The organism is Allorhizobium sp. NPDC080224 (genome assembly GCF_050281005.1).
Taxonomy (GTDB): domain Bacteria; phylum Pseudomonadota; class Alphaproteobacteria; order Rhizobiales; family Rhizobiaceae; genus Allorhizobium.
The window spans coordinates 1,248,828-1,274,339 of sequence record NZ_JBNNWJ010000001.1 but is presented as its reverse complement, the minus strand read 5'-3'; the positions used below and the strand labels follow the sequence as shown (position 1 = coordinate 1,274,339).

Sequence of the window (25,512 nt, the reverse complement as noted above, 5' to 3'; positions counted from 1 at the left end):
GGCCGCTCACACCCGCCCCCGCACCGCATCCCCTACCACATAATCCGCCGCAAACCGCTCCTCGCGCAGCGGCTTCACACGCCGGATGCTCTCTTCATAAAGCGGATGCGCCTTGTAGGCGGCGAGTGCTGCCTCATCCTCGAATTCGCCATAGACGACCAGGTCGATGCTGCGGTGAAAGCCGTCGGTCTTCACATTCGTGCCGATCTCCAGCCGTGCCGCACTCGGGATTTCCGTCAGGATCGACAGCCCCGCCCGCACAGCCTCGATATTCTCCGGCTTCACGGTGAAGAAGACGATGTGGCGGATCATGGGGCACCCTCAACCTGTTGCAACGCACCAGCCGATAGCATCGCCGGACCTCCCGCTCAATGCGCCATCTCGCCCGTGCCACTCACACCATAAGCCCCGCCCTGATCGCCGCATCGAAGGTCCGCGCCGTCACCGCGATCTTCTTCGCCCGGTCGGTGCCGTTGACGATCTTTCGCGCGCCCGTCCAGTCGGCTTTCGTGCCCGAAAAGTAATCGGAGAGCCTTGCCCCCGAAAACAGCCCCTCGGTCATGCCGACCACCAGGATGGTGGCGGAGACGTCGAGCCTCAGCGCCAGATCCGGCTCCGCGACGAGGTCGAGGCCCGTCACCCGGCTCATCTTCGCGTAATTCTCGCGATGGGTGATCTGCACCAACCCACGGCCGTAATAGCTCCGCCCCTCCGGATCCCGCCGCCAATAGGGCGTCTTAACCGTCGGCAGCTTTCCGCCGCGCCAGGCCCGTTCCAGCCGGTTGACGGCCTCCTCATCGTCGGGCGCAAAGGTCTCGCGCACCGCCTGCATGGTGCCGCCGGTCTCGTGATGCGCGGTTGCCAGCATATAGGCGAGCCAGCGCGGATCGCCCCAGCCGCGCGCCGAAAAGCGCGTCAGCACGGCCTCCACGCCGTCCACCTGCCCCTGAGACAGCCGCCCGCCGAACACGGCATTGCGCAGCCCCGCGAAGACGATTCGCCGGTCGATCCGCATGATGAAATCCTCAATGTCAGGGAAAGCGGCACAACGCCTCGCCTCTGTGGGGGCAGCGCCGATGAAAAAAAGTTCAGAATTAAAACGATTGAAGAAATTTCAATCGTTTAGAGCTCGTTCCGTTCATATTTACAAAGGTTTAACGCTGTGGAACTTTCGCCCCACAGACACGTTTGGAGGCCAGACTTCCAAACCCGAGGAGGGAAGAGATGCAGACGAACACTTCGACCAAGACCGCCGCGCCGGCAACCATCCCGGCCCATGTCCTGCAGCGCCTCGAAAACGAATGGCGCCAGGTCCGCCAGCCGGCCGCCCCCGCAACGGCTGCGAAGTAAACCGATCCACCGCATTGCAATGTGAAACCGGCGCTCGAAAGGGTGCCGGTTTTTCGTTTCTGGTGCCAACGAAACCAATCCCCTCACTTGCGAAATCTGGAGTTTAGCCCTCGATCGGGCTAAGCCTTCGATTTCGCTTTCTCCCCCACAGTGGGGGGAGAGGGAGCGCGAGGCCAGCGGCACCGTCCCCTCTCCCCTCTGTGGGAGAGGTTACAAAATCGAGGGCTTAGCCCGGTAAGGGCTAAACCTCAGATTTTGTTGGTGAGGGGACCCGTTCAGTCGGCACCACACCCTTGCCCCCCACAACCCAAAAGCGCATACTGCCCCCATCCAAAGGGTCAGTTCATGCGCTACGAACCGAAACCCCTCGCCCGAGCCCGCGCACGACAGATGCGCGCCGACCCTACCACACCCGAAGCCGAAGGCTTAGGCGAGCGTAAGCCGCCTAAACTTCAGATTTCGCAAGTGAGGGGATCAGTTCAGTCGGCACAACTCGAAGCAATTTTCGCGGTCCCTGCATTGTAACAACACCTCAGCATGAGGGACCTCACACCCCCCGTATCCGAGGCTCGCCGCCACCCTCGAGCATCAGCGCCGTCAGCGCCCAGACCAGCGCATCCAGCCGGTCCGGCGAGCGCCCATTCGACAATCCCTCCGGCCCGAAATCACACATCTGATCCTCGAGTTCGACAAACCGTCCCGCATGCAAAACCCGCCCCTGCTCATAGAGCGCCGCCACCGGCTCGGCGCGCAGGAACTTGCCGCGCGTGGCCCGGACCGTCGTCACCGGCAGCCGCGCCTCGATGCCCTCCAGCACGGCGCGCACCATGTCGCCGCCTTGGTTGACCTCGGCCACCACCCGGTCGGCCTCGAAGCGCCGATAAGCCAACACCACCGCCCGCGCCCAGCCGGCCGGGCCCTGCCCCTCCACCGAGCAATCCGAGAGCACCACCGCCTGGCCGTTTTCCTTCAGACCCGCCACCACGATGCCGCAGCAGGCAGAGACCCCGCCGGCCGGCGGATCGACCGCCACCACAATGCGACGCAAGGGTTCCGCCAGCTTCACCACGATTTCGTCGAGCCGCGCACGCTTCCAGAGCGCATCCGGCCGGTCCTCGATCAGCTCGCCGTCGAGCTCCTGCCGCCCGAGCCGTGTCCCGCCATAGCGGGCTGCAAGCGCGCCCAAAAACCCCGGCGCCAGATGCGCGGCATTGGCCGAGGTCGCCATTTTCGTCAGCCGCGTCGCCTCATCCGCCATCAGCCGCTTCAACAGCGGCACCGGCCGCGGCGTCGTCGTCACCACCTGGCGCGGATCATCGCCCAGGCGCAGCGCAAACTGCAGCATGTCGAAGGTCTCGTCGGCATGTTTCCATTTGGCGAGCTCGTCGCACCAGGCGAGGTGAAACTGCGGCCCGCGCAAGCTTTCGGGATCCTCGGATGAAAAGATCTGCGCAATCGCCCCGTTCGGCCAGACCAGCCGTCGCCGCGAAATCTCCACCTCCGGCCGCATCCGCCTTGCGATCCTTGCCAGCCCCGAAGCGCCGTCGATCATCACCTCACGCGCATCGCCGAGCGTCTCGGCCACCAGCGCAATGCGCAAATCCGTTCGCTTGCCCGCTGCCAGCACCTCAGCCTGCACCCATTCGGCCCCGGCCCGCGTCTTGCCCGATCCGCGCCCGCCGAGGATCAGCCAGCTCCGCCAGTCTCCCTCCGGCGGCAATTGCTCGGGCCGCGCCAGAAGCTTCCAGTCGCGGGCGAGGAAGGCGAGATCTGAAGGGGTGAGCCGTGCGAGGTCGGGGATATCAACGGGTTTGATCGGGTGCGACTTGACAAGACCTGCTGGCAATCGATCGGATACACCGATGAGCAGTCTCGGATCCTCAGGCGCTTCTGAGATCACCCTGTTCGCTATCGAGCGGCAGTGGGTATTCGCCTCTTGCATCCTAGTTGATAAGTGACTCATTCGCTCTGTAAATTCGCTGACAATACCAATGGCCAGCGGACAGATTGCAGCTTGCCGCTCCCGCCGAAGCCTGCTCTTAGATTTTAATGTCATCTGCTATCTCCGGCACCGTCTCCGCAGCTGCGCGGGCGAGATATACGATCGGATGCATGAATTACTTCAGTGCCGCGCGTTGAGAACAAGGGGTAGCGTGGCCGCCCATGCTATTCTGGAGATAGGTACACGAGCTCCTTGCGGCGTACTCTGCGAGACCTGGACGCCGTATAATCAACGTCCAACTCTCGCATCGAGAAGCCGTTGAAAGTTGTTCGAATAAATGGATCGTCATTGACCGAGAGAACGAAGCGCCCTTTCAACCGGGCCAGTTGAGCCGCAAGCCTCTCAAACTGGTCATTCTCAAACATCCCGGCCCCATAGTCATCTTCATGCCCGTGATATGGGGGATCGAGATAGAACAGAGCCGTAGAGCTGTCGTATCGCTCAAGAACTTCCAACCAATCAAGATTCTCGACAATGACACCGGCCAAGCGTTCGTGAACCGACTAAAGGACCGTGCCCAAATTCGATATGTTGAAGCGACTGGGGCTGTTTTTGCTGATCCCGAAGCTCTGCCCCCGAACCCTCCCGGCAAAGCTGAGCTTCTGAAGATAAATGAAACGCGCGGCACGCTCGAGATCCGTGAGGCCTTGAGGATCCGACGCACGCAGCCGCTCGAACTCTTGTCGACTGGCCAGTTGAAATCTGAGGATATCCATCAGTTGAGGGTAGTGCCGTTGCAGAATCCGAAAGAAATTAAACACTTCACCAGATCGGTCGTTGATGACCTCGGCTTTCGGAACGCGCGTCCGGCGAAAAAACACCCCTCCCATGCCAAAGAACGGCTCTATGTAAGATCTGTGTGGAACGCCCTCAATCAACCCAATGATTTGCCCTGACAGTAGCCGCTTACCACCGATCCAAGGCGCTGGGGGATTTGTCTTGGGCACAACAGTAAGAGCTTCGGGTGTCAGCATGCCGGACCTCGATATTGGTTAGGACATCAAGATAGGCCAGATCACAGAGCGGTAGGAAAGCGCGCGCAACTGAATGACCCAACGTTCATTGCAGGGGAGCCTCACGGCGGCCCCCTACCCTCGGCCAATCCTGCAACCTCCGCCAACCTTGCCGCCACCGCCGCCTCCAGCCGTGCCGCCACCGCTGCCTCGACCCTGGCCGCAATCAGCGCCTCCACCTCGCCGCGCAAGACCTCCGGATCGCGCGCCTCGAGCAGACGTTCCTCCGCATCCAGCCGGTCGCGCTCCAGCTGGCGCAACAGTGCATCGATCTTTTCCAGCGTGCGCACGATCAGCGCAATCGCATCGGTCGCCGCCTTGATGTCGGCGCGCGCCTGTTTCGCCAGTGCCTCGTCGGCCCCGTCGATCAGGCTCTCGGCGCCTGCCCTTAAGCGTCGAAACAGGTCGAACTGGGCACGCATTTCGATGGTGAATTCCTGGAGCAATCGCTCGAGATCGCCAGCGCCTGCCGCCTTCACCTCGATCACGTCAGGCAGCGCCTCGAGATCCCCGCGTCGGTCCTCGCCCAGCATGGCCGCCTCCGAAATGAAAGAAGGGCCCGCCAGCGGACCCTTTCCAAACCTCTCCGGATCACCTTGGCCCCGCGGCCACAGCTTTCCGATCATGTCAAAACCCTATCCGACGACCGTCACGGTGTCAAGGATTATTTTCCTATTTTGGTAACAGCCCCACCTCCCCCCTTGCGGGGGAGGACGGAAAATCGAAGGCTTAGGCGAGCGCAAGCCGCCTAAACTTCAGATTTTCCAGGAGAGGGGCGCAGTTCCGTTGCATCTGCCTCACCGAGCCCCCTCATCCCGCCTTCGACCTGTTGCGCCCAGCACTCTTCGCCTCGTAAAGCGCCAGATCCGCCCGGGTCACCAGATCGCGCGCTCCCCGAACGCCGCCCTCGCCGGTCCCGGCATAGCCGACCGAGACTGTGACATGCGAAAGCCCGTCGGCGCGGGCCGGATGCGGGATCGAAAGCTCGCGCACGGTTCGCACCAGCCGGTCGGCGAGAAACGCGCCGCCGGTCTCGGCGTCGACGGCAAACAGCAGGGTGAATTCCTCGCCGCCATAGCGGGCGACAAAGCCCTCGTGGCGGGCGGCAAAGGTGGCAAGAGCGGAGGCGATGCGGCGCAGGCAATCGTCGCCCGCCACATGGCCGAAACGGTCGTTGAAGGCCTTGAAGTGGTCGACATCGACCATCAGCAGCAGCACCGCGCCCGGTGTTGCGAGCCAGGTGCCGAGCGTTTCGTCGAGATGCCGGCGGTTGGCAATCCCGGTCAGCATGTCGGTCAGCGTCAGATCGCGCAACCGGTCGCCGCGGCGCTCGGCAATGTCTGCGCGGTTTTGCGCATCGTAGCGGGCGAGATAGGTGAGACAGCGCTGTCTCTCGACATGCCAGTTGCCGTAGAGCGTGAAGAACAGGCCGGTCACCACCTGCACGGTCAGGGGAAATATCAGGTTCTCGTCCAGCCCCGGCTTGGCGTGAATGACGAAAAGCGCCGTCAGGCAGGTGACGGCGGTGAAGATCAGCGCAAGGCGAAAACGCAGCACCAGCAACATGTTACCGAAGAGCAGGACGAGCGGCAGTTCGCCCAGCGTGTAGGTCGCGTAGCTCGATTGCGAGATGTAGAGCAGATAGAGCGGCAGAAGGCTTGCGACGAACATCCCGCCGAGCAGGAGCAGTTCGCGCAGTGCCGGCGGCACGCGCGGCACGAGGTAGAAGATCGCCAGCGAGCCCGGCACCAGCACGAAGAGGCGCATGGCGACCGTGAAGGGCTGGATGTCTGCCATCAGGTGCAGGCTGGTGAGATTGTAGATGTTGTAGACGATCAGGCCGACGATGATCGCATGGCGCAGATGCCGGATACGTTCGGCGCCGAAATCCCGTTCCTCGGCCCGTTCCACCTCGGGCGCCATGCGCAACAGCCAGTTCAACCGCCCTCTTGCGCCCGTCTCCGTCTGCATGCCCTGGCCATTGCTCCCTGGCGACGCTCGAGTGGCGCCGCATCGGGTTTCACCATGGCGGATGGCGGCAAATTTTTCGCTAATTTAGAGCACGCAAAATGAAGCTGGCCCGGCATTTTTTGGGCCGCGACCCTGCGGCGTCGCACCAGACTAGTCCCCGGCTTAGGCCCGACCTGAGTTGCCTCAGGCCTTCGGTCCACCGAACTGCTCCCAGGCGGCCATGGCATCGCCCGCATACATCAGCGACGGGCCACCGCCCATGTAGACCGCAAGCCCCAGCGCCTCCTCGAATTCCGCCTTGGTGCAACCAAGCTTGATCAGCGCTTCCGTGTGAAAGCCGATGCAGCCGTCGCAGCGGGTGGAGATCGCAATGCCGAGCGCCACCAGTTCCTTCACCTTCTTCGACAGCGCCCCGTCCTTGGTCGCCGCACCGGCCATGGCCGAAAAGCCCTGCATCACATCGGGAATGTCCTTGCGCAGGGTCTTGATCCCGTTCGAGATATCCCGGGTGATGGCGATGTAGTCCTTGCTCATGGCGGCGTCTCCAAAATATATACGATACTACATATATATTGAGCCTTGAGGATATTGCAAGAGAGGCAGTAGGCAGTAGGCTGGGAGATTGGACTGATTTCCGAGCAGCGCGGCAACCCTGTGTCATCATCGCTGTCCGCTGCGGGACAACTCCTAACCCCTATTCGCTATTCGCTCACCCCCCTCAAACCTCCCGCACCGGCGTGTAACCCGCCTCGCGGATCGCCTGTTCGGCAAGGACAGCATCGCCCTCGACAAAGGCCTTGCGGGCGGCGAGATCGATGGTCACGGCACTTCCCGGCAACACAGCCGCCAAGGCCTTGACCACGGTCTTCTCGCAATGCCCGCAAGTCATGTCCTCGATCTTGAAAATCGTCTGTCCGATCATGGTCTTGTCCTTCCCTGTGCCGACAGCGTCGAGCCGTCGCTTCCAATCCCTTTCTGCACCTTCCCATGGGGGCAAGGTCAATCCCCGCAGCAGTCCCCGGCCTTGTCCTTTCCGGCGGTCTTTTGCCGCAGCGGCTTGCCCTCGAGATCGGCGAGGATCGGGCAGTTCGGCCGCTCATTGCCGAGGCAGCGCTCGGCGAGATGAGCGAGCGTGTCACGCATTGCCTGCATCTCGGCGATCTTTCCTTCCAGCTCCTCGACATGGGCAAGCGCCAGAGCCTTCACCTCGGCACTTGCCCGTTCCTTGTCGTCCCAGAGCTTCAACAGCCGCTCGGTCTCTTCAAGCGAAAAGCCGAGATTGCGCGAGCGCCGCACGAAACGCAGCCGGTTGACGCTGTCGGCATCATAGACCCGGTAATTCGCGGCCGTCCGGCCCGCCGGCGCAATCAGCCCGATCTCCTCATAATAGCGGATCATCTTGGCTGACACGCCCGAGGCATGCGAGGCTTCACCGATGTTCATCGTCATGGTCTTGTTCTCCTTCAGTTCCAATCCCACAGGAGGAGAGGCCGCGATACCTCCCCCCATGCGGGGGAGGACGGAAAATCGAAGGCTTAGGCGAGCGCAAGCCGCCTAAACTTCAGATTTTCCTGGTGAGGGGCTCGGTTCCGCTGGCACCAGCCTCACCGAGCCCCTCTCTTGCAAAATCTGAGGTTTAGCCCTGATCGGGCTAAGCCCTCGATTTTGCTTTCTCCCCCGCTAGGGGGGAGATGGTTTCCGTCACCTTGGCCGTCCGCAATCGCAACGCATTCGACAACACGAACACGCTCGAAAGCCCCATGGCCGCCGCCCCCAGCATCGGCGAAAAAGTGATGCCGAAGAGCGGATAAAGCAGCCCGGCCGCGACCGGGATCAGCGCGACATTGTAGCCAAAAGCCCAGAACAGGTTCTGGCGGATATTGGCCATGACCTTGTCCGAGAGCTCGATCGCATGCAGCGCGCCCGTCAGGTCGCCGCCGACCAGTACGACATCGGCGCTTTCGATCGCCACGTCGGTGCCGGTGCCAATCGCAATCCCGGCATCGGCCGTTGCCAGTGCCGGCGCATCGTTGATGCCGTCGCCGACAAAGGCAACCTTTTCACCTTTCGCCTGCAGGTCCTTGATCGCGCTTACCTTTCCCTCCGGCAGCACATCGGCGACCACCGCATCGATGCCGGCTCTTCTCGCCACGGCTTCGGCCGTGCGCCTGTTGTCGCCGGTCACCATGACAAGCTTCAGACCCCGGGCCTTCAGGGCTGCAATCGCGGCCGCACTCGTCTCCTTGATCGGATCGGCCACCGCAATCGCCGCTGCAAGCTTGCCGTCGATCGCCACATAGAGAGGACTTGCGCCTTCGTCGGCGAGACGGGTCACGGCAGCAGTGAGACCCGATGTCTCGCCCTCCGCCATCACCGCAAGCTTCACCATGAACCGGTCGGCACCGGCCGCTACCCGCCGCCCGTCAACCACACCCGTCACGCCAAACCCTGCCACCGCCTCGACATTCTCCACGGTACACAGCACGATCCCCCGCGCCTCCGCCGCGCGCACAATGGCATCTGCCAGGGGGTGCTCCGAGCGCGCCTCAAGGCTTGCGGTCAGGCGCAGCACCTCCACCTCGGCAAAGCCCTCTGCCGTCACGATCTCCGTCACCTCCGGCTTTCCGGCGGTGATCGTGCCGGTCTTGTCCATGACAACCCAGTCGATCTGGCTGAGGCTCTGTAGCGCCTCGCCCTTGCGGAAGAGCACGCCGAGTTCGGCGGCGCGGCCGGTTCCGACCATGATCGAGGTCGGCGTGGCCAGCCCCATGGCGCAAGGGCAGGCGATAATCAGCACGGCCACCGCCGCCACGAGCCCATGCGTATAGGCGGGCTCCGGCCCGAATATCAGCCAAACGAAGAAGGTGGCGACGGCAATGCCAATCACTGCCGGCACGAACCAGGCGGTCACCTCATCGACCAGCTTCTGGATCGGAAGCTTTGCCCCTTGCGCTTCCTGGACCATGCGGATGATGCGCGACAGCATCATGTCGGCGCCAATGCCCGTCGCCTCGAAGCGGAAGGAACCGGAGCCGTTGACGGTACCGCCGATGACAGTAGCACCAGCACCTTTCTCCACTGGGATCGGCTCGCCCGAGATCATTGCCTCGTCGACGGCGCTTGCCCCGTCGATCACCCGGCCATCGACCGGAATGCGCTCGCCGGGCCGCACGACGACGACATCGCCGAGCCTGACTTCGGAGAGCGGCACATCACGCGTCTCACCCTCACGCTCGACCCGCGCTGTCTTTGCCTGCAGGCCTGCCAGCTTGCGGATCGCAGCCCCCGTCCGGCCCTTGGCGCGCGCTTCCAGAAGTCGGCCGAGCAGGATCAGCGAGACGATGACGGTCGCCGCCTCGTAATAGACATGCCGGGCATCGACGGGCAGGATTTCAGGCGCAAAGGTCGTCACCAGGGAATAGAGATAGGCCGCCCCGGTGCCGATCGCGACCAGCGCGTTCATGTCGGGGGCAAGACGCCAGAGGGCCGGAAAGCCTTTCAGATAAAAACGCCGCCCGGGACCGGCCAGAACCGCTGTCGCCAGCGCAAACTGCAGCAGATACAGACTGTTGCCGGGGAAAACATCCATCAGCACATGATGCAGCGGCGGATAGAGATGCCCGCCCATTTCCATGACGAAGAGCGGCAGTGTCAGCACAAACCCAATCAGGAAATCACGCTTCAGCCCGGAGATCTCCTTCTCTCGCCGCGCCTCGCGACTATCGTCGGCCCGGCCTGCCGAGCCCCCCGGATGCGCCGAGCCCGGAACCGCATCGGGTGTGGCCTCGCCCACGCTCCCCTGCCCTTTTCCGGCCGCGGCTCCATCCGTCGAAGCACCGGCGAGCCTGACCGCATAACCCGCCTTGGCCCCGGCTGCGGTCAGCGCCGGCAAGGCGTCGACCCCGCCCAGCACCTTCACCACCGCCTCACCGGTCGCCAGATTGACGCTCGCCGTCTCGACCGACGGCACCGATTTCAAGGCCTTCTCGACCCGCGACACGCAGGATGCGCAGGTCATGTCCTCGACCTCCAGCACCAGCGTCTCGGCCTTGGCTTCATAGCCGGCCTTTTCGATCGCTTCGAGCAAGGCGTCTGCCGAAAACCCGTTTCCCGGCGTCACCGACAGCGTCTCGGTCGCAAAATTCACCGCGCTCGCCTCGACCCCTGGCACCGCGGCCACGGCCTTTTCCACCCGCCGCACACAGGATGCGCAGGTCATGCCCTCGACAGGCAAAAGGATGGCTTCGTTCTTGTTCTTGGCCAGATCTGGCCTGGACTGCATATTCATGGCGGTCACCTCCGCCATCATAGATGGACCTTCCCATCATGGGAGGGTCAAGGGGTGGTGCGTCGATTTCCAGCTCAAAAGGGTTCAGAGGCTGTCTGGCCAGACCTGAGCACCTTGCAAAACGCGCAGAATAGAGAAGATGCTCGCGCTGACCCGCAATCTCGCCGTCTTCCTCGGCATCGGCTGAGGCCCAGATCAACAACTAGGCCTCAAGCACCTCGCGAGCCCCTCAATCCCGCTCCGCGCCCACCTTCAGCGGCCAGTCGACCACGTAATCCTCGAGATCCTCGACATCGAGCCCCTCCTCCGAGATTGTCCGCCCTCGGGCGGAAATGCCGGCCTGATGCACCGTTTCGGGGCTGCCCGAGACCAGCGGGTGCCACCAGTAGAGGTCGAGGCCTTCATCGATCAGCCGGTAGCCGCAGGTCGGTGGCAGCCACTGGATTTCGCGGAGGCCCTTAAGCGTCAGCTGGATGCAGTCGGGCACGGTTTCCTGGCGGTTCTCGTAGTCGGAACAGCGACAGCTGTGACCGTCAAGCAGCTTGCAGGCAACCGAGGTGAAGACCACCTCGCCGGTGTCCCAATCCTCCAGCTTGTTGAGACAACAGAGGCCACAGCCATCGCAGAGGCTTTCCCATTCTGTGTTGCTCATCTCGGCGAGCGTCTTGGTTTTCCAGAAGGGCTGTTCGGTCATGGTCTCGTTCAACTGACTGTGATCTTTCGGTCTTGCTGCTGCATCCTACTGCGGCGCTGGCCGCCATCCTCGGCCAGTCGGTGGCCGGGGTGCAACGCCTGCTGCCAAAAGCGCGTCCGGGGCCGCGCCGGGTTCACCATGCGCCGCGAAACCGCTTGTTCTTTTACAGCAAATCGACCATCACTCACATAATGACGACCCGCCCGTAATCTCTCCGGGTCCTGATCCCAATCGGCGGGCGCGTCAAGGGAGCCGACAACAAGTTTTCGGGAAAAAGCCACCGTGGTCGACAAGGACAAGCCTGACGATCTTCAGCCTGCGGAACGCCTCGGCGGCGCCGACGGCATCGATCGGCCAGCCTCCGGCGCCTCCTCGGCAAGCCCCGAAAAGCCACGGAAGCTGAAGCGCCACTTCTTTCTCAAGATCGACAGCTGGCTCGATTCGACGCTGTGGAATGCCGGTTACGACCTCGCCGAGGCCTGGGAAGAGATCACCATCTTCTTCCGCCGTTTCCGTGTGCGCGGCCTCAAAAAGCTCGGCTTCGAGATCGCCGGCGAAGCCATGACGCTGGGCACGGCGGGCATGGTTCTCCTGCTCGCGCTCGCCCAGCCGGCCCTTGAGGAAACCAAGAAAGACTGGCGCAACCACGACAATTTCGCCGTCACCTTCCTCGACCGTTACGGCAACATGATCGGCCATCGCGGCATCATCCATGAAAACTCCGTTCCGGTCGATGAGCTGCCGGACCATCTGGTCAAGGCGGTTCTGGCGACGGAAGACCGGCGCTTCTTCGATCACTTTGGCATCGATTTCATCGGCCTTGCCCGCGCCATGACGGAGAATGCCAAGGCGGGGTCGGTCGTTCAGGGCGGCTCGACGCTGACGCAGCAGCTGGCGAAGAACCTCTTCCTCACCAATGAGCGCTCCATCGAGCGCAAGATCAAGGAAGCTTATCTGGCACTGTGGCTGGAGGCCAATCTCTCCAAACAGGAGATCCTCTCGCTCTATCTCGACCGCGCCTATATGGGCGGCGGCACGTTTGGCGCAGCAGCCGCCTCGCAATTCTATTTCGGCAAGAACATCACCGAGGTGACGCTGGCGGAAGCCGCGATGCTGGCCGGCCTGTTCAAGGCGCCGGCCAAATATGCCCCGCATGTCAATCTGCCGGCGGCGCGGGCGCGCGCCAATGACGTGCTCACCAACATGGTGCAGAGCGGGCTGATGACCGAGGGCCAGGTGGTGGCGGCGCGGCGCAATCCGGCCTCCGTCATCGATCGCGACAAGAAGGAAGCGCCCGACTTCTTCCTCGACTGGGCGTTCGAAGAAGTCCAGCGGATCGCCGCCCGCTTCAAGGATCATACGCTGGTCGTGCGCACCACTGTTGATCTCGGCCTGCAGCAGGCAGCCGAGGAGGCTGTCGCCTCGTCGCTGCGCGAATATGGCGAAAGCTACAACGTCAAGCAGGGCGCCCTTGTGATGGTCGAAAACGGCGGGGCGGTGCGCGCCATGGTCGGCGGACGCGACTACGGCGAGAGCCAGTTCAACCGCGCCACGCGGGCGCTGCGCCAGCCAGGCTCCTCGTTCAAGATGTATACTTTCGCGCTGGCCATGGAGAACGGCTATACGCCGCAAACCGTCGTGGTCGACGCGCCGGTCGCCTGGGGCAATTGGAGCCCGCAGAATTATGGTCGCAGCTTTTCCGGGCGCGTCACCATGGAAACGGCGCTGGCGAAATCGATCAACACGATCCCGGTCCGGCTCGCCAAGGAAAAATTCGGCATCGACGCGATCATCCAGACCACCAGGGCGATGGGTGTGGAGACGCCGATCAAGAAGGACGTGACGATCCCGCTCGGCACCTCAGAAGTTACCGTCCTGGACCAGGCGACGGCCTATGCCGTGCTCCCGGCCGACGGTTACGCCTCGCGCCGCCACGGCATTGCGCAGATCGTCAATTATGCCGGCGACGTGCTTTACGACTTCGAGCGCGACGCGCCCGCGCCCGAGCGCATCCTGTCGGAACAGGCGGCCCGCTCGATGAACCAGATGATGACCAAGATCCCCTATATCGGCACGGCGCGGCGCGCCGCCGTCGATGGGATCCTGACCGGCGGCAAGACCGGCACGACCCAGGCTTACCGCGATGCCTGGTTCGTTGGCTATACCGGCAATTACACCGCCGCCGTCTGGTTCGGAAACGACGACTACACCTCGACCAACAACATGACGGGCGGCTCGCTTCCGGCCATGACCTTCAAGAAGCTGATGGACTATGCCCATCAGGGCATCGACATCAAGCCGATCCCCGGCGTCGACCAGCCGATGCCGGAGAAGGAAGCGAAGCCCCGGGTGGCGGATGCGGCCAATCCGGATGCGCTCCCGCCGATGGTGCGGCCGCGCTCGCTGTCTTCGCAATCGACCCGCCTCATCCGGGAGCTTGCCACGCGGCTGAAATCCGCCGATGCGCTTTCGGCACCGACCGGCACCGCCCAGGCCGCCATCGAGCCGGAAACAACCGGCTCGACCGGCCGTTAAGACAATCACAAGTTTACTTCGTCTCAAGCACGGCGGCTGCGAATCGCGACAGCAGTGCGTCGGCTTTCGACAGCCTGTCCGCCCCCTCCAGGCGCAGAGGCAAGCCCGCCCTCACCTACCATCCTGAATTGAAACAGGTTGCAGCCTCCCAGGCTTTCCAGGCCCTTCGGCGTTTACCGCAGGTTAACCATACCGCTTGTGTTCATCCATGATTTCTCGTATTGGCACATCGCCTTCACCCCAAATTAAGGGGGCCAAACATACTTTTTCGCTGTTTCGACGGTTCATATATTTCAATCGGTGATTGGACATCCATGATGAGATGGCTCGGACTTCCCGCTAGGCCCCGATTGACGGTGGAGCAGTATGCGGCATTCCTCGAAGATCGCGCAGCTTTACGCAGCCGAATGCTGAAAGCGGCCGTCGTCTGTGTTCTGATCTTCTATCTCGCTTGTTTCCTCTTCGATCTGTGGTTGCTGGGCGACGTCACCCTGCTGTCGGCGGTGCTGCGCTTCGGGGTGATGCTGCCGATCGCGATCGGCCTCCTCTTCTACATTGCCGGCAATCATCCGATCGAGAAGAAGGAGATCGCTGCGATCCTGGTGGCACTTCTCGCCAATGTCTGCTGGTGCGCGATCCTGGTGTCCAGTTCGAGCCCGGGTGTGCTCACTTATTTCTATGCGGCCGCGACCTTCCAGATGGCAATCACGATTGCCGCCGCCTCGCCGTTCCGTCCGGCGCTGCGGGCCAGCATCTTCACCTTCTGCCTCAACTATTCCGCCATCTGGCTCCTTCAGGGGGCGAGCCCCTCCTATGTCATCCAGCATCTGGCGGTCTACATGCCGACGGTGCTGATGACGCTGCTTGTCTCCTATCAGCTGGAAGTCGAGGCGCTCACCAGCCATCTGCAAATGCAGGAAAACGAGGCGCTGAAGCGCGAGCTTTCCCGACAGAACAAGGATCTCGCCCGGCTCTCCGTCACCGACCCGCTGACCCGGCTTGCCAATCGCCGCGGCACCGAGATGGAGCTGATGCGGCTTGCAACGGACGTGTCGGACGAGGCGCGGCGCGTGGTGCTGCTGGTTGCCGATGTCGATCACTTCAAGGCCTATAACGACGCCTATGGCCATGGCGCCGGCGACGAATGTCTGAAACGGGTGGCCCGCGCCATGCGCCGGGCCCTGCCGATGGAGGCGCATCTCGCCCGCCATGGCGGCGAGGAATTTCTCGCCATCCTCTCCGACGCCGATTCCGACATGGCACCGACGCTGGCCGAGAGCCTGCGCCGCGCCGTGCGCCAGCTCGGCATTGCCCACGGCTTTACCGGCGACCGGAACACCTATGTGACGATCAGCGTCGGCGCGGTCTCAGGCAGGATCCAGTCCGAGGGAGACTTCGAACGCCTGCTCGACATGGCCGACCGGGCGCTCTACGCCGCCAAGGCCGACGGCCGCAACACCTGGCGCGTCAGCCTCGACGAGGACGAGGCGCGGGTCGTGGCGTGAGGGCGAGTGGGATGGCCTTCGACGCCTAGGTCTCACCCGTCGCCCCGCGGGTTCTGTTCCGTCCCGCGCTCTTGGCTTCGTAAAGCAGCTTGTCTGCCCGTTCATACAATCTCGGGAAGCTCTCACCGCCTGAGATGAAGGTGATGCCCATGGTCGCCGTCACCAGTCCCTGGACAACGGGAACGGCACCGGCGACGGTCGTCGGGATCGCCTCACGTCGACGCTCGGCCTCTTTCTCCACGTCGTTCCCGCGCAGCACCAGTAGAAACTCTTCGCCACCCAGGCGATAGGCGCGCACGTCCGGACCTGCCTCCAGCGCGACGGCCACGGCCTTTAGCACCTCATCGCCGATGTGATGCCCGTAGCCATCATTGATCGCCTTGAAATGATCGAGGTCCACGACAGCGAGGGCGGTAAAACGGTCGGCCCGCAGCTGCTCGAACTGCCGTTCGATCGCCCGCCTGTTGAGCAACCCGGTCAGTGGATCGGTTTCGGACAGCCGTTCCAGCAGATCCGCCTCACTCCGCGCGCGATCACGCTCTCGCCTGATGATCACAAGACGATCGGCCACGCCAAGCGCCGTGAGCAGCACTTCGAACATGCAGCCGAAATAGAACAGCAGCATGGCGTCGGTGCTCGGCAGCCCGGGCACGACACCCGTGACGATCCGGATCAGCCCGACCAGGATCAAAGGCGCGTAACCGATGGCCTGGAATCTTGCGGCGCGGCTTCCACGACGCAAGGCGTCGATCATCGACACCAGGAAGACGGCCAGAACCGGCGCAAATGCTGCCGTATAGACGGCAGATTGCACCGGGCGTGCGACGAAGGGAAAGCTCGCGTGAAAGAGGCTGAGGAAGATCGCCCAGGCGGCACAATAGGGGAGAATGCGCCGCAGGAGCGGATGCAGCTTGCCTTGCTCGATAAAGCTATGGGTGAACATCACGCCTGCGCTGATCGTAAGCCCGAAGATCAACGTGGTCATGGCGCTCAGCATCATGGGCGGCGGGTCGAAGAACACGACCGCCAGACCGGACGTGACGACAATCGTCATCAGCATCGACAAAGTGAGAGCCGAGTGCCAGAGAACGAAGGATTGCCGGAGGGCTCGGTAGAATGCCGCATTGAATATGAGAGGCATGACGAGCATGCCGGTGAGCCCGGCAAGGAGCAGCAGAAAGCGCAGATCGTCGGTGTCCGCGCCCGCATCAACGGGCGAGAGATAGGCGTTCTCCAGGGTCATTCGGTGAGACGGCCGGTCAATCACCGCGACGACGTGCCGGGTCATCTGCGTGAGGACCGGCAGGGGGGCGCTGAAGTAGCCGCCAGCCATCGAGCTGCGCAAGGAAGCGGCAGGAAGGGACGTCTGGCGCATTCTGCCATCCTGATCGATTGCCAGCAGATGCACGGTTTCGAGTGCGCTCCGCCTCGAGAGCAGATAGCGGGGCGGCGTCTGATCGGCTTGGATGTCGAAGCGAAGGAGCACGCGCTCGGCAGCGATCGAGAAACTCTGGCCGGCGCCTGAGCAGGACCATCTTTCATCATCCCGCGCCACCGCAACGGGATCTTCCGACAGCGTGGATTCAGCCCAGCAGGAGGGGCGAATGCTGGCGGAATCGCTCGCATGGGCGGCGTCGGCACCCAATCTTGCCAGCGCCACCAGAAGCAGAGATATCGTTAAGACTTTAAAGAAACCGTTCGAAATCATAGACTTTGCGATAGCGCAGAAAGCTTTTGATGCCGTTAAGAGCCGGTGAAGCCAAAAGGACTGCATCGGCTCTTAACGCAGTTGCGGCTGTGCCCGGCCCGAAATTTCCCTTGCGTTCAGGTGTTCAGTGACATCGGCTTTTCGCCTCCAGGCGGCAGCCCGAAGAGGTGCCGTATCCAGTTGAGGAAGGCTCCGTAGGGTCGGCCGAGCACGATCATCATCAGTGCTGCACCCAGCACACCCCGTATCAGCCCATCCCCGGTGGCTCCGCTGAATGCAATGATCGCAGCATAAATCGGCACCTGAAAGCTCATCAGTGCCGAACTGTCCCAGAAAAGCTGGGAAACGCGTGTTTCCTTCGCATGGCTCATCATCCAGTCACGCCACATGCCATAAGGCCGTCCCACCGGAACCATCAGAACGCCCCCGATCAGACGTGCATGAAGCACCTGCTCCCAAGTCATTCCGGCAATGAACCGTTCATTGATGATGCCGGTTGTGGTGAAGAAAAGGATCAAGGCCAGCGTATCCGCAACATAGGCCCGCGTGCTTCCTGATCGCGTCGTGGTCTCTGACAAGTCATCTCTCCCGTCGCCTGTTCATGCCCTCAGGAGACATAGCGTCCCGATGTTGGGTTTGTTCCAGAACTAGACGAACCAATGACCGCTCCTGCTGGCGCGGAGGCGAAAGTCATCGCGACAAAGCCTCTGCCAGAACCTTACGGGTTTCAAGCCCGCCCCTGAGACGGACCCGCCTTGATCCGCTCCCCCTCGGGCGTTAGGAAAGCGACCCATTCCTCTCTCGGGGCGAGCCAGTGTCACGGACCGACCATCAGACTGCCGTGGATCAAATCGGCATCCTGGAGGCCCTTGCGGCTTATGATCCGCATATCGCGGGCACGCCGCCTCTTAGGGTCGATACCCTGACCAGCGATATCGACATTCTCTGCTGTGCGCCGGATGCCGAGGCGTTCGTTGCCGATGTGGTGCGGTCCTATGGCGGGATGAGCGGGTTTCGTATCTGGCAGTGGATCGCGGACGACCGTCCGGTGATCGCGACGTTTCAAGCCTGCGGGTGGGATTTCGAAATCTTCGCCAGCCCCTTGCCCGTTGCCGAACAGTTCGGGTGGCGGCATTTCGAGATCGAGCGGCGTTTGCTGGCGCTCGGCGGTGACGGGTTCAAAGAGGCCATCCTGGCGCTGCGGCGGAAGGGGCTGAAGACCGAGCCGGCCTTCTGGTCGGCCCTGGCCCAAGAGGGCGATGGCTATCTCGGCCTGCTGTCTCTGGAACAGGCGACGGACACAGAGCTTCGCAAAATGCTTGACGCGGCCGGCTTTGGGTCAAGTTGATCCGCGTTGAGATGTGGGAGTTCGCGGTGACGTGAGAGGTCACCGGCGCGACGCGCGGCCGAGCTTGGCGTCCTCAGTTCCTCATCCTGCCTTGGCCCCCTTTTCCCCGCCCTGTGGGAGGAGAGCAGCGCTCATCCCTCCTCCGGTTTGCCGATCGGATAGAGGAAGAGCCGTGTCTTGCGGGCGTCCGACAATTCCCAGATTTCATCCGGATCGACATCCGGCACGGCAAAACTGTTGGAGACGAAGAGGCTGCCGGGCTTCATTTCGCTGGACAATTTCTGCCAGAGGGCGGCCATGGGGGCGGGCGAGAGGAAGGCGTAGACTAGATCTTCCTGCGAGACATCCGTCTTCCACATATCGCCGCGGCGGATCTCGCCCTTGCCCGCGATACGCGACAGGAGGCGGGCTGCGAGATAGACGGCCGGCGCATTCTCCACGCCCCGCGCCCGCCGTCCCTCGCCGTCCAGCGCGCGGACCACGCCGCCAAGTCCGCAGCCGAGGTCGAGCATGCGGGTCGCACCGCGATCGCGCATCATGTCCTTCAGGACCGAAGCCGTTTCGGGGTTGGTGAGATAGAGCGGCACGCGGCCACGGGTGGTATTGGAAAAGACGAGCGCCAGGAGGAGGAAGGCGAGGCCAAAGGGCCAGGCCGGCAGATTGCCGATCAGCATGGTCGAGCCCATGGCCAGCGGAAAGAGAAAGGCAATCAGCAGCCACCAGCGCGGAAGGCGCAGAAGCGCACAAATCAGTGCCGCAAGCGCTCCCTGCAGAACAAGCGCGATCATGATCAGCGGCAGGCGTTCGACCGAGGTCGAGAGCGGCGCCGTCACGGCGGCCACCACCGGCAGGGCGACGACCTGGGCGAGAAGCGCGCCGAGGATCGGCGTCTTGCGGAAAAGGGCGAGCATTCGGTCTCCGGCAGGTTCAAGCCGGGTGACACTGGCAGGTGGTGGGGCGATTCACAAGGGCGGACACCTCTCCTCGCAGGGAGGCGCTGGAGCAAGGTCGGGGGAGGATGATCGCTTGAGCATGCCTGCTTCGTGATCATCGCCACGCGCTGCTTTGCGGGCGATCTCCACCCTCATCCTGAGGTGCCTGCGTCAGCAGGCCTCGAAGGATCGAGGCCCAGATGCCCTCACCCGCCCCGTCCTTCGAGGGTCGCTTCGCTCCCACCTCAGGATGAGGGCAAGCCCACTGCAGGGCTTGAGAATCTGCGAGTGAGGCAAGGTTGGGGTCCGAGCTGCAGATGGACCGGATGCGGCGGCTTTGTCGCGCCGGTCTTGCGCCCCCTGCTCCCGGCTGGCATCGTCGCATGCGGCCTGCCAAGGACGATCGGTCGCCATAGGTCACTTGGGGAATATGCATGGATTTCATGAGGCTGTTGAAGTCGCTGGAGGAACTGCTCTACGAGCTCGTCTCCTGGCTGGTCTTCTATCCCTTGACCTTCTGGCGCGCCTTCACCCGGCCACTCAGCATGATGCGCTATGCCGATGACGAGCTGGAGGACAGGCTGGAAGACCAATATGACGATACGATCAGTCCGCCCCTATTTCTCTTGATCACGCTCTTGCTCTCCCAGGCCCTGTCAACGGCATTTCCTTCCGTTGCATCCTCAGCGGAAGTCGACGCTCTCACCCGTTCCCAGTCCAATCTGCTCATTCTCCGTGGCGTCGTCTTCGGGATCTTTCCGATGGTCATGGCCGTGACGCTGATCCGCAACAAGGGGCTGATCCTGACCCGCTCCACGCTTCGCCCGCCCTTCTTCAGTCAATGCTATGTGGCAGCGCCTTTTGTTTTCCTGATCGGTCTTTCCGTCGACTGTCTGCTGATCCCAGCGGATCGGGGCCTGCCTTATGCCGCAGCCATCTTCCTGGGCGCGGTCGTCTGGTATGGGCAGGCGGAGATCCGCTGGTTTCAGCGCGATCTGGGGGTCGGCGGCATCCGGGCGACGGGGCTCTTTCTCCTCGCCTTTTTCGTGGCGATCACGGCCGCCCTTGCCTTGGCGGTCGGTGTAGCGCTGCTACTGCCCCGCTGGACTGCACCGGGTTGAGGATCATTGCCGGCTGACAGGGCGTTCGTCCCGCTCGCCGTTCTCTGCAGCATGTTCGCCAAGCAAAATGCGGCCGAGCTCGGCCTCCAGCTCCGTGCGTTCCCGCGGATCGAAATCGCGATAGCCATGGATTGCCGCATGAGACCAGAGAATACGCCCCGAAAGGATGGGGGCATCGATCGTCGAGATCACATGCCCCTGCATCGCCACATCGAAGGTGACGAAGCTCTGGCCGCGCACTTCGGTCTGCGCGTAGTTGGCGATTTCCATGCGCTTTTCTGGCAAGGCTGATCTTCCGGGGCCGTCAATAAACCCTAGAAATGAAGGGTTTTTCCAAATTCCTCATATGTGAAAAACGAGGCCTTTTCATCCTCCATTTTAGGTTTTTACCCCTAAAAAATGACAGGGCGGCCGAAGCCGCCCTGGTTCACTGCCAACAGTGTTCACGTGATGTCGTCAGCGGCTGTCGCGCCGCGCCTGGCCGTTCTTGACGAACTGCGAAACGCGTCCAACTTCCATCGGGTTGACGAGGTCCGGACCGCGCTCATTGGGCACCGAGCGCATGCCTTTCTTGGCACGGCGCGAGGTCGGGCGGTTGGGGCGGCTCGCCGCGCGGCGCATCTCCAATGCCTTTTCGGCATTGCGCTTCAGTTCCTCGCGGGAGGAGAAGCGCTTGCGACGGGCGATCTCGCCGTTGACACGCTGGAGAGCGGCAGAGAGGGCGGCGAACTTCTCGCGGCTGCCGGCATTGTCTGCTGCAGGCTTCGCGCCCGAGGGCGCAGCCTTGCCACGCATTTCGCGACGCTGGCGGCTGGCGATGTCACGAGCGCGATCGCGACGGTCACGCAGGTTCTTGCGGAGCGAGGAGAGATCCTCATCCGTCCGCTCGGCAAGGTGCGGATGCCGCGAGGCTTCCACCAGTTCCTTCTCGGTCTCGTCGAGAAGTCGCAATTCCATCCGGCGCGCCTGGGCCATATCAGTCTCCCTCATTCATTCGTCTATTACGATAACAAGGGGATAATGGCAGACTGACTGCGATGTTCCATCCGGATCGGCTCCGGATGGCTGACATTCGAGTGAGCGAGATTTGAAGGGCGGTGGCGGTCGTCAGACCTTCACGTATTTGCGCCAGTCATGCTCTTCCTTGAAGCCGAGGAGTTCGCGGATCTTGCGGTTCGACAGGGGTGCATCGAAGCCGTCGATCTCGCCCGTGATCGGCGTGTTCGGGGCATATTTTGCCAGGAATTCGCGGGTCGGCACGGTCGCGGTGATCGTGTCGTTGACGGCATTGAAGACCTGGAAGCCGAGGCCGTCCTTTGCGACGCAGAGATCGACGATCTGGCCGAGATCGCGGGCATCGATATAGGACCAGGCATTGCGCTTGCGGCATGGCGGATCGGCGAGATAGCCGGGGAAGTTGGCATAATCCTCGGGCGAAATGACATTGCCGATCCTGAGCGCGTAAACATCGATGCCGAAGCGCATGGCAAAGGCGCGGGCGGTCTTTTCGTTGACGACCTTGGACAGGCCGTAAGAGTCCATCGGATCGACGTCATAGTCTTCGGTCAGCGGGAATTCCTTGTAGTCCTTGTCGCCTTCGGCAAAGCAGACGCCATAGGTGGTCTCGGAAGAGGCGATGATCACCTTCTTGATGCCGAGCTTTGCGGCAGACTCGATGACGTTGTAGGTCGAGACGGTGTTTTCCGCGAAGGTCTTGTTGTCGGGATGCATCAGGATGCGCGGGACGGCGGCGAAATGCACGACCGCATCGACCGGCTTCGGGCCGCCCTCCTGTTCATAACCGTCATAGCCGAAATGGCAGGAGAGCGCGTTGAAGACCTCGCCGGCATCGGTGACGTCGGTCAGCAGGGTGTGCACGCCTGGAACGTCGAGCACGGCGCGGTCGACATTCAGCACCTTGTGGCCCTTACCTAAGAGATAAGGCACGACATGGCGCCCCGCCTTGCCGCTGCCGCCGGTGAACACGATCCGCTTGCCCATGGTGATCCTCCTCGAAAATGGGTTGTCTGGCGACCAGATAGCGCGGCGGAGGCAAAAGCGTAAGGGGCTAAAGCGCGCCTTGATCTCCCAGGGGAACCCGAGCCGCCTTCCCCGTGTTTCACCGGACCATTCGGCAACCGAGGAGAGACGCCTTGAAACTCGAGGATTTTGCAGACAAAGAGCCCAAGTTCATTCTGGAGGAGTTCTTCTCCGGCACGCTGCGCGGCTATGGCATGACCATCGGGAGGCTGGGCGGCTTCCAGAACCGGTTCACGATCGATGCCCGCGGGCGCTTTGACGCAAGCGCCAATGTGCTGTCGCTGACGGAAGACTATTTTTTCGACGACGGCCACTCCGACACGCTGACCTGGACAATCCTGAAACGCAGCGAAAACCGCTATGAGGGCCGCGAGACGCTGATCGAAGGCACGGCAGAGGGCGAACAATCCGGCTGCGCCTTTCGCTGGCAATATGCCCGCGACGTTCCCGATGCCGATGGTTCGAAGACCCGTTTCGGTTTCGACGACTGGTTCATTTTGCATGACGAGCGGCATATGAGCGTGCATGCCTCGCTGACCAAGCTCGGGGTGGAAGTAGCGACGCTGGAGGCGTTTTACGAGCGGGTGGGTTGAGCGATCAGCTCGATAGTGGGCGCTTGACGACGTCAGATGCCCTTCCCATCTCCGTTCTAACCACAGTTGGAGGATCACGATGGGTTTGTTCGACGGATTGCTGGGCCATGGATCGAGCGTCGATCCAGCCGATCTCGCCAAGCGGCTGGACGGCGTCTTGATTGAGGGCGAGCGCGTCTCGCTCGCCTTCCGGGTCATCCGCGACGTCTTTGTCTTCACCGAAAAGCGACTGATCCTGATCGACGTGCAGGGCATTACCGGCTCGAAGGTCGACTACATGTCCGTCCCCTACCGCGCTATCACCCGCTTTTCCGTCGAAACCGCCGGCACCTTCGACCTCGACAGCGAGTTGAAGATCTGGGTCTCGGGGAGCCATGATCCGGTAAAGAAGACTCTGAAGAAGGGCACGGATGTGCGCGGGATACAGCGAGCGCTGGCGGCGGGGGTGTTGCGGTAGCACTCATTGGCATAACCCAACAGATGGGTTACAGTGTGGGATGGTTGTTGTTCATCGCGCTTTCGGCTTCCGTTTCGTGATCTACACGCAGGATCACGAGCCTGCGCATGTTCATATCACCGGGTCCGGACAGGCGAAGATAAACCTGCTGGGTCGAAACGGAGAACCGGAACTGGTCTACAGCATGGGGATCAGCCGTGCCGATCTTCGGCGCATCTTGAACGAGGTCGCGATGGAACAGGCGCGGCTGTTCAGAGAATGGGAGCGCATTCATGGCTGACTTTGACGAAAGAGACCTTGAGGCTGCAGAAGCACGCGGACGCGCTATGCTGGAGACAGAACCGAGAGCGATTGCCGCGCGATACGACGCACAGACAGGTCGTGTCGTACTCGATCTCGCCAATGGTTGCGTCTACGCTTTCCCGACGGCCTTGATCGAAGATCTGCAATCAGCCTCTCCAGAGGCACTGGCCGGTGTAGAAATTGACGGGCTCGGCTTCAATCTCCATTGGCCAGAGCTAGATGTCGACCTCTTCGTGCCAGGGCTGATTGCCGGAATTTTCGGGACAGAAGCGTGGATGACACGAGAACTGGCGCGCCGCGCGGGTCGAGCCACGTCCGATGCCAAAGCCGCCGCAGCACGGGCAAACGGCGCCAAGGGCGGACGGCCGCGCAAAGCCGTCTAGCTCGGGGTGGAGTTCGCTAAGCTCCTCCTCCCTCCCCCGCAAACTTCCCTCACCCCCGAATCAGTGATACCCCTCGGGCACTGCCGCCCGGCGCGATTGCGCCTGCATTGCCGAAGGTCTCGACCCGCCCGTGTTTCGTGTTCCCCTCATCGTCGCCACTGCGCTGATCATTGCCTTCGGAGGCGGGATCCTATCGGCGCTTTCGATGCTGAACGCCTCCGTCGGGTTCGGGGCGATCGAAATGGCTGGCTGGCGGGCGTTTCCCTCCGCGCAGAAGGCGTCTGCCGATCCTTACGCCAAGGCGCATCGCGCCAAGGGCGGGCGACTGCTTTACGGGTCTGCCGAGGGGCTGCAGTTCACCGCCTATCGCGATAAGGACGGGTTGACGCTGACGGGGACCTGCTCTTACCGGATGAGCGGGCGCACGCCGACGGCGCGGCTGTGGACGCTTTATGCCGCCGATGCCGACGGCAATCCCCTGGATGCGGGTCCAGAACTTCCGACGGCGAAGAATTCCCAGACGGTTCTCAGGCGTAGCGACGGGACATTCGACATCACGATCTCGCGTACGGCAAAATCCGGCAACTGGCTCGCCATTCCCGATGCCGGCTCATTCCAGCTGGTGCTGACGCTGCTCGACACCCCGGCGGCCGCCTCGACGGGCCTCTCCGGTCTTGCCATGCCAGTCATCGAGCAGATCGGATGTGGCCAATGAGCAAGCTTCTCTACGCCATCCTGACCGGTTTCTTCGGTGCCGTGCTCCTGCATATCATCATTATTCTCGGCGTGCCGCATTTCACCGGGCGTGACGCCTATACGCGCGTGACCGCCGAGGGTCCCCCCTTCGTCTTCCACCCGCTGTCGGCTCAGCCCGATGCGGTGGGCCTGTCGAACCTCGATCCCTATCTCAGGGTCGCGGTCTGTCATTTCGACATCACCCGCCAGCCGCTGTCGTTGATCGCGCTCGGCGGCGGCGTCGATTTCTGGTCGGTCGCGATCTATGACCGGGAAGCCAACGAGATCTTTTCGATGAACGACCGCACTTCGGTTGCCGGCGATCTCGACGTGCTGGTTGCAACCCCAGTCCAGGTGGCGCAGCTCCGAAAGACACCGATCGCAGCACTCGCGGAAACCATCCTGGTCGAGCATCCGGGCATGGAAGGTTATGTGGTGCTGCGGGTTTTGGCGCCGCAGGCAAGCTATGAGGCCGATGCCAGGGCGTTTCTGGCCGATGCGGAATGCCTGCCGTTCATCGGGCGTTGAACAGGT

The 25,512-nt window shown here is 62.4% G+C and carries 27 protein-coding genes and 1 pseudogene; 11 read left to right on the top strand and 17 right to left on the bottom strand.

The window, feature by feature from the left end; translation table 11 throughout:
• Positions 1-6 precede the first annotated feature (6 nt).
• On the bottom strand, positions 7-312 hold the full coding sequence (locus ACQKP1_RS06320) for a Dabb family protein (protein ID WP_203014056.1): 306 nt from the start codon (positions 310-312) through the stop codon (positions 7-9).
• A gap of 82 nt (positions 313-394) precedes the next feature.
• On the bottom strand, positions 395-1,015 hold the full coding sequence (locus ACQKP1_RS06315) for a glycoside hydrolase family 19 protein (protein WP_427274621.1): 621 nt from the start codon (positions 1,013-1,015) through the stop codon (positions 395-397).
• Positions 1,016-1,224: 209 nt separating this feature from the next.
• Here ACQKP1_RS06315 and ACQKP1_RS06310 point away from each other — a divergent pair, with 209 nt between their 5' ends.
• Positions 1,225-1,350, top strand: coding sequence for a hypothetical protein (locus ACQKP1_RS06310; RefSeq protein ID WP_256367279.1), 126 nt, complete (start codon positions 1,225-1,227; stop codon positions 1,348-1,350).
• A gap of 547 nt (positions 1,351-1,897) precedes the next feature.
• Here ACQKP1_RS06310 and ACQKP1_RS06305 read toward each other — a convergent pair.
• From ACQKP1_RS06305 to ACQKP1_RS06265, 9 genes and pseudogenes are all read right to left on the bottom strand, one after another.
• Entirely contained in the window at positions 1,898-3,406 is a 1,509-nt protein-coding gene (locus tag ACQKP1_RS06305; protein ID WP_427274620.1) for a DNA-packaging protein, read from the bottom strand.
• Positions 3,407-3,516: 110 nt separating this feature from the next.
• A pseudogene (locus ACQKP1_RS06300) lies at positions 3,517-4,326 on the bottom strand (DNA adenine methylase).
• A gap of 101 nt (positions 4,327-4,427) precedes the next feature.
• Positions 4,428-4,898, bottom strand: coding sequence for a hypothetical protein (locus ACQKP1_RS06295; RefSeq protein WP_427274619.1), 471 nt, complete (start codon positions 4,896-4,898; stop codon positions 4,428-4,430).
• A gap of 277 nt (positions 4,899-5,175) precedes the next feature.
• A complete protein-coding gene (locus ACQKP1_RS06290; protein WP_427274618.1) occupies positions 5,176-6,336 on the bottom strand; it encodes a diguanylate cyclase domain-containing protein in 1,161 nt (386 codons plus the stop codon).
• A 183-nt stretch (positions 6,337-6,519) separates the two neighbouring features.
• On the bottom strand, positions 6,520-6,870 hold the full coding sequence (locus ACQKP1_RS06285; protein ID WP_203014042.1) for a carboxymuconolactone decarboxylase family protein: 351 nt from the start codon (positions 6,868-6,870) through the stop codon (positions 6,520-6,522).
• Positions 6,871-7,054: 184 nt separating this feature from the next.
• The gene (locus tag ACQKP1_RS06280; protein ID WP_425959158.1) at positions 7,055-7,258 is read right to left on the bottom strand and encodes a heavy-metal-associated domain-containing protein; all 204 of its coding nucleotides are present in this window, start codon (positions 7,256-7,258) and stop codon (positions 7,055-7,057) included.
• A 77-nt stretch (positions 7,259-7,335) separates the two neighbouring features.
• Positions 7,336-7,779 (bottom strand): Cu(I)-responsive transcriptional regulator, encoded by a 444-nt coding sequence (gene cueR, locus ACQKP1_RS06275; RefSeq protein ID WP_427276415.1) that lies wholly within the window; start codon positions 7,777-7,779, stop codon positions 7,336-7,338.
• 208 nt (positions 7,780-7,987) lie between these two features.
• Positions 7,988-10,624 carry a heavy metal translocating P-type ATPase gene (locus ACQKP1_RS06270; protein WP_427274617.1) on the bottom strand — a complete coding sequence of 879 codons (2,637 nt, stop codon included), beginning with the start codon at positions 10,622-10,624 and terminating at the stop codon, positions 7,988-7,990.
• A gap of 229 nt (positions 10,625-10,853) precedes the next feature.
• Positions 10,854-11,318, bottom strand: coding sequence for a YcgN family cysteine cluster protein (locus ACQKP1_RS06265; RefSeq protein ID WP_427274616.1), 465 nt, complete (start codon positions 11,316-11,318; stop codon positions 10,854-10,856).
• 345 nt (positions 11,319-11,663) lie between these two features.
• Between ACQKP1_RS06265 and ACQKP1_RS06260 the strand changes: the two genes are divergently transcribed.
• Positions 11,664-13,853 carry a transglycosylase domain-containing protein gene (locus ACQKP1_RS06260; protein WP_427276414.1) on the top strand — a complete coding sequence of 730 codons (2,190 nt, stop codon included), beginning with the start codon at positions 11,664-11,666 and terminating at the stop codon, positions 13,851-13,853.
• 314 nt (positions 13,854-14,167) lie between these two features.
• Positions 14,168-15,358 carry a GGDEF domain-containing protein gene (locus ACQKP1_RS06255; RefSeq protein WP_427274615.1) on the top strand — a complete coding sequence of 397 codons (1,191 nt, stop codon included), beginning with the start codon at positions 14,168-14,170 and terminating at the stop codon, positions 15,356-15,358.
• A 25-nt stretch (positions 15,359-15,383) separates the two neighbouring features.
• Here the strand turns inward: ACQKP1_RS06255 and ACQKP1_RS06250 are convergent, their stop codons facing one another.
• Positions 15,384-17,018 carry a sensor domain-containing diguanylate cyclase gene (locus ACQKP1_RS06250; RefSeq protein WP_427274614.1) on the bottom strand — a complete coding sequence of 545 codons (1,635 nt, stop codon included), beginning with the start codon at positions 17,016-17,018 and terminating at the stop codon, positions 15,384-15,386.
• Positions 17,019-17,182: 164 nt separating this feature from the next.
• Positions 17,183-17,644, bottom strand: coding sequence for an L-alanine exporter AlaE (gene alaE, locus ACQKP1_RS06245; protein ID WP_006727247.1), 462 nt, complete (start codon positions 17,642-17,644; stop codon positions 17,183-17,185).
• A gap of 236 nt (positions 17,645-17,880) precedes the next feature.
• On the opposite strand from alaE, the gene ACQKP1_RS06240 reads away from it, so the two are divergent.
• The gene (locus tag ACQKP1_RS06240; protein ID WP_427274613.1) at positions 17,881-18,414 is read left to right on the top strand and encodes a DUF4269 domain-containing protein; all 534 of its coding nucleotides are present in this window, start codon (positions 17,881-17,883) and stop codon (positions 18,412-18,414) included.
• Between the two features lie 131 nt (positions 18,415-18,545).
• On the opposite strand, the gene ACQKP1_RS06235 is transcribed toward ACQKP1_RS06240, so the two are convergent.
• The gene (locus ACQKP1_RS06235; RefSeq protein ID WP_427274612.1) at positions 18,546-19,325 is read right to left on the bottom strand and encodes a hypothetical protein; all 780 of its coding nucleotides are present in this window, start codon (positions 19,323-19,325) and stop codon (positions 18,546-18,548) included.
• 455 nt (positions 19,326-19,780) lie between these two features.
• Between ACQKP1_RS06235 and ACQKP1_RS06230 the strand changes: the two genes are divergently transcribed.
• Positions 19,781-20,467, top strand: coding sequence for a permease (locus ACQKP1_RS06230; RefSeq protein ID WP_427274611.1), 687 nt, complete (start codon positions 19,781-19,783; stop codon positions 20,465-20,467).
• A 3-nt stretch (positions 20,468-20,470) separates the two neighbouring features.
• Here the strand turns inward: ACQKP1_RS06230 and ACQKP1_RS06225 are convergent, their stop codons facing one another.
• The 3 genes from ACQKP1_RS06225 to ACQKP1_RS06215 all read right to left on the bottom strand — a co-directional run bounded on the left by ACQKP1_RS06225 (position 20,471) and on the right by ACQKP1_RS06215 (position 22,468).
• On the bottom strand, positions 20,471-20,752 hold the full coding sequence (locus ACQKP1_RS06225) for a hypothetical protein (protein WP_427274610.1): 282 nt from the start codon (positions 20,750-20,752) through the stop codon (positions 20,471-20,473).
• A 171-nt stretch (positions 20,753-20,923) separates the two neighbouring features.
• Entirely contained in the window at positions 20,924-21,442 is a 519-nt protein-coding gene (locus ACQKP1_RS06220) for a hypothetical protein (RefSeq protein ID WP_006727242.1), read from the bottom strand.
• A 132-nt stretch (positions 21,443-21,574) separates the two neighbouring features.
• Complete coding sequence (locus tag ACQKP1_RS06215; RefSeq protein WP_427274609.1) at positions 21,575-22,468, bottom strand: NAD-dependent epimerase/dehydratase family protein; 894 nt, start codon at positions 22,466-22,468, stop codon at positions 21,575-21,577.
• A 152-nt stretch (positions 22,469-22,620) separates the two neighbouring features.
• Between ACQKP1_RS06215 and ACQKP1_RS06210 the strand changes: the two genes are divergently transcribed.
• The 6 genes from ACQKP1_RS06210 (at position 22,621) to ACQKP1_RS06185 (ending at position 25,506) form a co-directional block, all read left to right on the top strand.
• The gene (locus ACQKP1_RS06210; RefSeq protein ID WP_427274608.1) at positions 22,621-23,100 is read left to right on the top strand and encodes a DUF3833 family protein; all 480 of its coding nucleotides are present in this window, start codon (positions 22,621-22,623) and stop codon (positions 23,098-23,100) included.
• Positions 23,101-23,179: 79 nt separating this feature from the next.
• The gene (locus ACQKP1_RS06205; protein ID WP_427274607.1) at positions 23,180-23,557 is read left to right on the top strand and encodes a PH domain-containing protein; all 378 of its coding nucleotides are present in this window, start codon (positions 23,180-23,182) and stop codon (positions 23,555-23,557) included.
• A complete protein-coding gene (locus ACQKP1_RS06200) occupies positions 23,511-23,837 on the top strand; it encodes a DUF4160 domain-containing protein (RefSeq protein WP_427274606.1) in 327 nt (108 codons plus the stop codon). Before ACQKP1_RS06205 ends, ACQKP1_RS06200 begins: the two co-directional genes overlap by 47 nt.
• The gene (locus tag ACQKP1_RS06195) at positions 23,830-24,243 is read left to right on the top strand and encodes a DUF2442 domain-containing protein (RefSeq protein ID WP_203013995.1); all 414 of its coding nucleotides are present in this window, start codon (positions 23,830-23,832) and stop codon (positions 24,241-24,243) included. The genes ACQKP1_RS06200 and ACQKP1_RS06195 overlap by 8 nt, the downstream gene beginning before the upstream one ends.
• Before the next feature lie 130 nt (positions 24,244-24,373).
• A complete protein-coding gene (locus tag ACQKP1_RS06190; protein WP_427274605.1) occupies positions 24,374-24,958 on the top strand; it encodes a DUF1214 domain-containing protein in 585 nt (194 codons plus the stop codon).
• Positions 24,955-25,506: a DUF1254 domain-containing protein gene (locus tag ACQKP1_RS06185; protein ID WP_427274604.1), complete on the top strand. Its 552-nt coding sequence runs from the start codon at positions 24,955-24,957 to the stop codon at positions 25,504-25,506. Before ACQKP1_RS06190 ends, ACQKP1_RS06185 begins: the two co-directional genes overlap by 4 nt.
• Positions 25,507-25,512 lie beyond the last annotated feature (6 nt).